Origin of the sequence: Nocardioides psychrotolerans (genome assembly GCF_943371775.1) — a bacterium.
In the GTDB taxonomy this organism is placed as follows: Bacteria; Actinomycetota; Actinomycetes; order Propionibacteriales; family Nocardioidaceae; genus Nocardioides; species Nocardioides psychrotolerans_A.
Map to the genome: position 1 here is coordinate 19,778 of NZ_CALRWD010000062.1, position 8,072 is coordinate 27,849.

The window sequence follows — 8,072 nt, forward strand, 5'->3', positions numbered from 1 at the left end:
AGGGCCTCGGGCGCGGCACAGTGAAGGGGTGCTCGTCATCGTCGCCCCCGGACAAGGGGCCCAGACCCCCGGCTTCCTCACGCCCTGGCTGGAGGACCCGGTGTTCGCCGCCCGCATGGGCTGGCTCTCCACCGTCGCGGGTCTCGACCTGGCCCACTACGGCACCGAGACCGATGCCGACACGATCCGCGACACGAAGATCGCCCAGCCGTTGCTGGTCGCGACGGGCCTGGTCGCGGCCCTCGAGCTCTTCCCCCACCCGATGGACGCCTTCGAGCGCGTGGGTGCGCTGGCCGGCCACAGCGTCGGCGAGCTCGCCGCGGCGGCCGGCGCCCGCACCATCACCGCCGAGCAGGCCATGGTCCTGGTGCGCGAGCGAGGCAAGGCCATGGCCGACGCAGCAGCGGTCACCCCGACCGGCATGACCGCGGTCCTCGGCGGCGACCGCGACGAGGTGCTGGCCGCCCTCGCCGAGCACGGTCTCACCCCGGCCAACGACAACGGCCCGGGCCAGATCGTCGCAGCCGGCACGATGGAGCAGCTCGCAGCCTTCGCCGCCGCTCCCCCGACCAAGGCGCGCTTGATGCCCCTCACGGTCGCGGGCGCCTTCCACACCACGCACATGCAGCCGGCGGTCGGCCACGTCGCCCGCCTCGCGCAGTCGGTCTCGGTGCACGACCCCCGCATCCCGCTGATCTCCAACAAGGACGGCCACGTCATCCACGACGGCCGCGAGGTCCTCAAGCGCATCGTGGGTCAGATCGCCAGCCCCGTGCGCTGGGACCTCTGCCTCGACACCATGTCCGACCTCGGCGTCACCGGCATCTTGGAGATGCCGCCCGCAGGCACCCTGACCGGCATCGCCAAGCGAGCCCTCAAGGGTGTCGAGACCTTCGCCCTCAAGACCCCCGACCAGCTCGACGACGCCCGCGCGTTCTGCGACAAGCACGGCGAGGGCTCGTTGATGAACACCACCCCGACCTGGCGGATGGTCGTCTCGCCCGCCAAGGGCACCTTCCACCTCGACGGCGCCGCGGCCGACGCCGACGTCCTCGAGGCCGGCGCGACGATCGGCGACATCGCCAGCCTGCGCGACCGCATCGTGATCACCGCGGCCCACGGCGGCGAGGTCGTCGAGTGGCTCGTCGAGGACGGCGACCTGGTCTCCCCGGGACAGCCCCTCCTGCGGCTCCACCCGGTGGGCAGCTACTCGTGATCACCCCCAGCACCGGCTCCACCCACACCGCGATCCTCGGGGTCGGCGCCTACCGTCCCGACCGCGTCGTGCCCAACTCCGAGATCGTCGACGCGATCGAGTCCAGCGACGAGTGGATCCAGCAGCGCTCGGGCATCAAGGAGCGTCGCTTCGCGGGTCCGCACGAGAGCGTGCAGATGATGTCCGTGGCAGCGGCACGCATCGCGCTCGAGCGCGCCGGCATCGATGCCCGTCAGATCGACTGCGTCGTCGTGGCCACGGTCAGCCACCTGATGCAGACCCCCGCCGTCGCCACCCTCGTGGCCCACGAGCTCGGCACCGACGACGCAGCGGCCTTCGACATCTCCGCGGCCTGCGCCGGCTTCTGCCACGGCGTGGCCATGGCCAGTGACTTCGTGCGCGCCGGCAGCGCCGGCCACGTGCTGGTCATCGGGGTCGAGCGGCTCTCCGACATCACCGACCCGACCGACCGCGGGACGGCGTTCATCTTCGCCGACGGCGCCGGTGCGGTCGTCGTAGGTCCGAGCGAGACCCCAGGCATCGGTCCGGTCGTGTGGGGCTCTCAGGGCGAGCACTTCGACCACATCCGGCAGCGCGAGGACTGGCGCGACGTCCTCTCCGGCGAGAACCCGTCGATGCCCCACCTGAAGATGGAGGGCAACGCGGTCTTCCGCTGGGCCGCCTTCGCGATGGCCAAGGTCGGCCAGGAGGCCCTCGACCGGGCCGGCGTGACGGCCGACGAGCTCGACTGCTTCATCCCCCACCAGGCCAACATGCGCATCGTGGACGCCCTCGCGCGCTCCATGAAGCTGCCCGCCACGATCCGCGTCGCCCGCGACATCGCCCAGATGGGCAACACGTCGGCAGCCTCGGTCCCGCTCGCCCTGGACCGGATGATCGCCGACGGCGAGGCCCGCTCCGGCGACCTCGCCCTGCTCATCGCCTTCGGCGCCGGCCTGGCCTACGCGGCCCAGGTCGTCGTCGTCCCCTGATCGCACCACCCCGAGCTTCACCCGCAGCACCCCCAGACGCACCACCTCAGTGAAACCACACAGATAAGGAAGCCACCATGGCCACCACCGAAGAAATCCGCGCCGACCTCGCCGAGATCGTCAACGAGGTCGCCGGCATCGACGCCGACGACGTCCAGCTCGACAAGTCCTTCGTCGACGACCTCGACGTCGACTCGCTGTCCATGGTCGAGGTCGTCGTGGCTGCCGAGGAGAAGTTCGGCGTCTCCATCCCCGACGACGAGGTCAAGAACCTCAAGACGGTCGGGGACGCGGTCGCGTTCATCGAGCGCGCCCAGGCCTGAGAGCCACTCTATGAGCAGCCGCACGCGCGTCTTCGTCACCGGCATGGGCACCACCAGCCCGGTCGGTGGCGACGTTGCCAGCACCTGGGACTCCCTCGTCAACGGTCGGTCGGGCATCCGCCACCTGACGGAGGACTGGGCCCAGGACATGGCCGTCAAGATCGCCGGCCGGATCGCCGTCGAGCCGACCGAGGTCCTCGAGCGGGTCAAGGCCCGCAGGCTCGACCGCTCGTCGCAGTTCGCGATGGTCGCCGCGATGGAGGCCTGGCGCGACGCCGGCCTCGAGGGATCCGTCCAGGACGGCACCGTCGACGGTGACCGGGTCGGCGTGGCGATGGCCTCCGGCATCGGCGGGGTCAACACGCTGCTCGCCAACTACGACATCCTCAAGGAGAAGGGCCCCCGCCGGGTCTCTCCCCTGGCTGTCCCGATGCTCATGCCCAACGCACCGGCTGCCAACATCAGCCTCTACATCGGGGCCCGGGCCGCGGTGAACACCCCGGTGTCCGCCTGCGCCTCGGGCAACGAGGGCATCGCGCTGGCGCTGGACCAGATCCGCCTGGGCCGCGCCGACGTGGTCGTCGCGGGCGGCACGGAGGCGGCGATCCACCCGCTGCCGATGGCGGCCTTCGCCAACATGATGGCGCTGTCCAAGAACGCCGGGGACCCGACCACCGTCTCGCGCCCATGGGACACCGCACGCGACGGCTTCGTCCTGGGCGAGGGCGCCGGTGTCCTGGTGCTGGAGTCCGAGGAGCACGCACGTGCTCGCGGAGCCCGCGTCTACGCCGAGGTCCTGGGCGCCGGCATCACCGCCGACTCCCACGACATCGCGCAGCCCGACCCCCAGGGGCGTGGCGGCTCGCGCGCCATCCTGCGTGCGCTCCACGAGTCCGACATCTCCCCCGAGGACATCGCGCACGTCAACGCCCACGCGACGTCGACGCCGCAGGGCGACATCGCCGAGGGCCTGATGCTCCACGCGACGCTCGGCGCCCACGCCGAGCGCGTGGTGGTCACGAGCACCAAGTCGATGACCGGTCACCTGCTCGGTGGCGCGGGCGCGCTCGAGTCGATCGCGACGGTCCTGGCCCTGCACCACCGCCTGGTCCCCCCCACGATCAACCTCGACGACCTCGACCCGCAGGTCCACCTCGACATCGCCACCAAGCCACGTGACCTGCCGGCCGGCGACATCGCCGCGCTCAACAACTCCTTCGGATTCGGTGGCGCCAACGTGGCCGTCGCCTTCGGGAGCGCCTCGTGACCACCTCGGTCGAGCCGGCCGCGGGCACCCGCGTGCCCAAGCCCGTCAAGGTGCCCCGCGACCAGGACCCCCGCAACCCCATCACCCGCTTGCGGGCGCTGATGGACGAGGGGTCGCTGGAGCTGATCACCCCCGACGACGACTCCGGCATGATCGCCGCCGTGGGTCTCGTCGACGGGACCCGCGTCGTCGCCTTCTGCTCCGACGCCACCGTCATGGGTGGCGCCATGGGCGACCTCGGCTGCCGCGTCGTGGTCGACGCCTACCACCGGGCGATGACCGACCAGCTGCCGATCATCGGCCTCTGGCACTCCGGTGGCGCCCGGCTCGCCGAGGGCGTCCTGTCGCTGCACGCGGTGGGCCGGATCTTCCAGATCATGACCCAGGCATCGGGCAAGATCCCGCAGATCTCCGTCGTGCTCGGCCCGGCCGCCGGCGGGGCGGCCTACGGCCCGGCGCTCACCGACGTCGTCATCCTCGGCCCCGAGGGACGCATCTTCGTGACCGGCCCCGACGTCGTCCGATCGGTCACCGGCGAGGCCGTCGACATGCTGCGCCTCGGCGGACCCGAGCCCCACGGCCGTCGCTCCGGCGTCGTGCACATCCTCACCGACTCCGAGCAGGACGCGCTCGACCGCGCCCGCGACGTCGCGTCGCTCCTCGGGTCGCAGGGCAGCCTCCGCGTCGCCGACGTCGAGGACCGTGACCTCGCCTCGATGCTCCCGGAGTCCAAGAAGCGCGCCTACGACGTGCACCCGCTCGTCGAGGGTGTGCTCGACGACGGCTCCATGCAGGAGCTCCACGCCAAGTGGGCACCCAACATCGTCACCGCCCTGGGCCGCTTCGGTGGCCGCACGGTCGGCGTCGTGGCCAACAACCCGCTGCGCCTCGGGGGCTGCCTCGACTCACTCTCGGCCGAGAAGGCATCCCGGTTCGTGCGCATGTGCGACGCCTTCGGCGTCCCGCTGATCGTGCTCGTCGACGTGCCCGGCTACCTGCCGGGAGTCGGTCAGGAGTGGGACGGCGTCGTACGCCGTGGCGCCAAGTTGCTCCACGCCTTCGGCGAGTGCGTGGTCCCCCGCGTCACGCTGGTGACCCGCAAGACCTACGGCGGCGCCTACATCGCGATGAACTCCCGCTCGCTGGGCGCCACGAAGGTGTTCGCCTGGCCGGGGGCCGAGGTGGCCGTGATGGGCGCCGTCGCGGCCGTGCGGATCCTGCACCGTCGCAAGCTCGCCGAGGTGTCCGTCGAGATCCGGCCGACGGTCGAGGCCGAGCTGGCAGCCGAGCACGAGCGGATCGCCGGCGGTGTCGACAAGGCCGTGGAGATCGGGGTCGTCGACGAGGTGGTCACGCCTGAGCGCACGCGCTCCGCGATCGCCCGCGCCATCGACGAGGCGGTGCAGAGCCGCGGGGTCCTGCACGGGCAGCACGGCAACATCCCGCTCTGAGGACTCCCCTGGGCCGGTTTGACCGTAACCGGGAGGATGGCGTTGCGTTGTACCTATGACGTCCATCACTCACACGGAGGATTCGTGATGCTGCGCTCTGCGACTCTCGGGACCCTGACCGCCCTCGTCATGACCGTGGGCGGTGTCGGGGTGTCCCAGGCCGCCTCGGCCGCCACAACCGCGGCAGAGACGACTGGTGCCGCGTCGTGGGGCAGCACGAAGGCCCCCGACCAGGTGCTGCGCAAGGGATGTCGCGACTACCGCTTCTTCTACAAGATCACCACTCCCAACAACGAGTGGCAGGCGGAGATGTTCATCACCGATCCCAAGCGCCGCCCGATCGCCAGCGTCCTGGCCGACGCCGGCTCCCAGCCGCGACAGGGCATCCTGAGCTTCCGCACCTGCCGTGCCTCCACGACCCCGGGTCGCTTCAAGATCCGCATGCGCGTGACCTACACCGAGGGCTACGAGAAGCACGTCGGCTTCGTGAAGCCGAGCTACTTCCGCCTCGTCAGCCCGCGCTGACGCGCAGGCGGCTCGTCCGGCCTCAGACCACCTGGTGCAACCACCGCACGGGCGCGCCGTCGCCAGCGTGGCGGAAGGTCTCGAGCTCGTCGTCCCACGGCTTGCCGAGCAGCCGGTCGATCTCCACGAGCAGCGTGGTGTCGCCCAGCGCCGCCTTGACCACGGCGGCCTTGAGCCGGTCCTCGGGGATCATGATGTCGCCGTGCAGACCGGTGACGGCGTGGAAGACGCCCAGCTCGGGGGTGTAGGAGAAGCGCGTGCCCTCGGTGGCCGACGTGGGCTCCTCGGTCACCTCGAAGCGCAGGTGGTTCCACCCGCGCAGAGCGGAGGCCATCTGGGCGGCCGAGCCGGCCGAGCCGACCCAGGAGAGCTCGGCACGATAGGCGCCGGCCTGGGCGGGCTGCGGGGTCCACTCCATGCTCACGGCAACGCCGAGAACGCCCCCCACGGCCCACTCGATGTGCGGGCACAACGCGGAAGGCGCGGAGTGGACGTAGATGACGCCCCTCGTTGCCGCGTGGGTTGCAGTGCGTGTGGTCACCGTGACCTCCTTCATCGTCGGCGCGAGCTACGCCTTCCCCAGCGGTCTCACAGTCGATGAACGGTCAGTCAAGTGACAGTTGTGTAGTTATGACCCCAGTGTGACGCATGCGGCCCCTGAGCACCAGTGGAAACGCGCACGAGAACGCCTCGTTCAGCTCATCGCCGTCGACGACGTACGCCGGGGGCCGAGCTCCATCAGCGTGGAGATGACCTCCTCCGCGATGCCGAGGCCGCCGAGGTGGCTCTCCCCGTCGATCACGGTCATCGTGGCGTCGGGCAACCGGTCGACCATGTGCTGGCCATGGCGGAACGGGACGATGTGGTCGTCATCGCCGTGCCACCACCGGACCGGGACGCTCACGTCGGCCGCTCGGAAGCCCCAGTCGCGCGTGAAGAGGACCAGGTCGCTCAGAGGCGCCGAGGTCTGGAAGCGGCTGCCGTTGAGCAGGTCGTCGAGGAACATGGCCTTGAACTCCGGGCGCGAGAGCAGGTTCTTGTCCCCCGGCGGCTGCACGGCGGCGTAGAGATCGAGCCCCGGGCCCGCCAGCGGCTTCACCAGGCGGATCGCCCCCGTCAGGGCGATGCCCAGCGGCACGCGACCCACCGTGAGCAGCGGGGCCAGTGCCACCGCCAGCTGGATGATCCCGCCCTCGGCCGCGTCCGGACCGGCGGTGGGGGCCACCCCACCGAGGACGCCGACACCGTGGACGCGCTCCGACAGCGCCGCACCGGCCGCGAGGACGTAGGGGCCGCCACCCGAGAGCCCGATCAGCCGACAGGTGTCCACCGCCAGGGCGTCGAGGAGCAGAGCCAGGTCCCCGGTCCAGTCGACGAGGTTCGGGTAGAGGTGCGGTGTGGAGGAGCCGATGCCGGGACGGTCGATGCCGATGATGCGCAGACCGTGCACCTCGGCGTAGTGCCGGGCCTCGAAGGGGATCTGCCGCCGGGCTCCGGGGGTGCCGTGCATCCACACGATCGCCGGCCCGCGCGGCGCGCCGTACTCCGCGAAGCTGAGGCGTCGCCCGTCCCGGACGGCGACGGTGCCTTCCAGCGCCGGACGCTCTACTTTGCTCATGGGCGGAGTCTGTCACCTGGCAGGCACGTCCCACAGGTGGTCCAACAGGTGCGACGGGGCGTCGGAGCACCGCACGTGTCCTGCCCAGGGCCTACTCTCTGCGCATGAGCACCTCCACGGACCTGCAGGTCCGGCGTGGCCCGCGGGCCGGCATCGTCGTACGTGTGCTGCTGGCCCTCGTGGTGGTCGCCTTCCTCGTCTGGTTCACCACCAGCCCCGCCTCGCTCCCGACCTCGGACACAGCGATCTCGGCGTCGACCCCGACCGCCACCCGGGTCTACGTCGGCGTCTTCACCCCGGGCGCCGACTTCGACCGCGACCTGCACCTGTCAGGCGTCAAGGTGCACACCACGGCCAACACCGAGGTGACCGTGACACCGCTGCTGTGCGTCGGCGGCACGATCGGGGTCACGACGGAGCCCGACCGCTTCTGTCCCGAGCTGGTCAATCCTGAGGGGCGCACGCTGGGGGAAGGAGACGCGATCGTGCTCGAGGTGTCCAGCGACCTCGCTGCGATCGCCGTCGTCGACCGCGTGCGGCTCGGGTTCCGCGACGGCCTCCAGTGGGGCACCCTCGAGGCGGGCAGTGGCGCGATCGTGCGCGTCCTCGGACGCTGACACCAGCGCCACCGCCGCTCGGCGTCAGACGCCGAGCTTCTTCTCCAGGATCTCGGCCCGCTG

General features: G+C 71.1%; 9 protein-coding genes. 7 read left to right on the forward strand and 2 right to left on the reverse strand.

Annotated elements, in window-relative coordinates; translation table 11 throughout:
- Nucleotides 1-28: 28 nt before the first annotated feature.
- From AAG827_RS16270 to AAG827_RS16295, 6 genes are all read left to right on the forward strand, one after another.
- Entirely contained in the window at nt 29-1,216 is a 1,188-nt protein-coding gene (locus AAG827_RS16270; RefSeq protein ID WP_341927217.1) for an acyltransferase domain-containing protein, read from the forward strand.
- Nucleotides 1,213-2,208 carry a beta-ketoacyl-ACP synthase III gene (locus AAG827_RS16275; protein ID WP_341927218.1) on the forward strand — a complete coding sequence of 332 codons (996 nt, stop codon included), beginning with the start codon at nt 1,213-1,215 and terminating at the stop codon, nt 2,206-2,208. The genes AAG827_RS16270 and AAG827_RS16275 overlap by 4 nt, the downstream gene beginning before the upstream one ends.
- 77 nt (nt 2,209-2,285) lie before the next feature.
- Nucleotides 2,286-2,531 (forward strand): acyl carrier protein, encoded by a 246-nt coding sequence (locus AAG827_RS16280; RefSeq protein ID WP_028645031.1) that lies wholly within the window; start codon nt 2,286-2,288, stop codon nt 2,529-2,531.
- Between the two features lie 10 nt (nt 2,532-2,541).
- Entirely contained in the window at nt 2,542-3,798 is a 1,257-nt protein-coding gene (locus tag AAG827_RS16285; RefSeq protein WP_341927221.1) for a beta-ketoacyl-[acyl-carrier-protein] synthase II, read from the forward strand.
- 101 nt (nt 3,799-3,899) lie between these two features.
- The gene (locus AAG827_RS16290) at nt 3,900-5,249 is read left to right on the forward strand and encodes a carboxyl transferase domain-containing protein (protein ID WP_341927227.1); all 1,350 of its coding nucleotides are present in this window, start codon (nt 3,900-3,902) and stop codon (nt 5,247-5,249) included.
- A gap of 87 nt (nt 5,250-5,336) precedes the next feature.
- Nucleotides 5,337-5,774 carry a hypothetical protein gene (locus AAG827_RS16295; protein WP_341927222.1) on the forward strand — a complete coding sequence of 146 codons (438 nt, stop codon included), beginning with the start codon at nt 5,337-5,339 and terminating at the stop codon, nt 5,772-5,774.
- 22 nt (nt 5,775-5,796) lie between these two features.
- On the opposite strand, the gene AAG827_RS16300 is transcribed toward AAG827_RS16295, so the two are convergent.
- Nucleotides 5,797-6,315 (reverse strand): DUF3145 domain-containing protein, encoded by a 519-nt coding sequence (locus tag AAG827_RS16300; protein WP_341927223.1) that lies wholly within the window; start codon nt 6,313-6,315, stop codon nt 5,797-5,799.
- Nucleotides 6,316-6,468: 153 nt separating this feature from the next.
- Nucleotides 6,469-7,392 carry an alpha/beta hydrolase gene (locus AAG827_RS16305; protein ID WP_341927224.1) on the reverse strand — a complete coding sequence of 308 codons (924 nt, stop codon included), beginning with the start codon at nt 7,390-7,392 and terminating at the stop codon, nt 6,469-6,471.
- Between the two features lie 104 nt (nt 7,393-7,496).
- On the opposite strand from AAG827_RS16305, the gene AAG827_RS16310 reads away from it, so the two are divergent.
- Nucleotides 7,497-8,009 (forward strand): hypothetical protein, encoded by a 513-nt coding sequence (locus AAG827_RS16310; protein ID WP_341927226.1) that lies wholly within the window; start codon nt 7,497-7,499, stop codon nt 8,007-8,009.
- Nucleotides 8,010-8,072 lie beyond the last annotated feature (63 nt).

What these genes read in the sequence shown, in the direction of transcription:
- AAG827_RS16290 (WP_341927227.1), top strand. Translation starts at nt 3,900, where the DNA reads ATGGACGAGGGGTCGCTGGAGCTGATCACCCCCGACGACGACTCCGGC.
- AAG827_RS16285 (WP_341927221.1), top strand. Translation starts at nt 2,542, where the DNA reads ATGAGCAGCCGCACGCGCGTCTTCGTCACCGGCATGGGCACCACCAGC.
- AAG827_RS16280 (WP_028645031.1), top strand. Translation starts at nt 2,286, where the DNA reads ATGGCCACCACCGAAGAAATCCGCGCCGACCTCGCCGAGATCGTCAAC.
- AAG827_RS16310 (WP_341927226.1), top strand. Translation starts at nt 7,497, where the DNA reads ATGAGCACCTCCACGGACCTGCAGGTCCGGCGTGGCCCGCGGGCCGGC.
- AAG827_RS16305 (WP_341927224.1), bottom strand. Translation starts at nt 7,392, where the DNA reads ATGAGCAAAGTAGAGCGTCCGGCGCTGGAAGGCACCGTCGCCGTCCGG.
- AAG827_RS16295 (WP_341927222.1), top strand. Translation starts at nt 5,337, where the DNA reads ATGCTGCGCTCTGCGACTCTCGGGACCCTGACCGCCCTCGTCATGACC.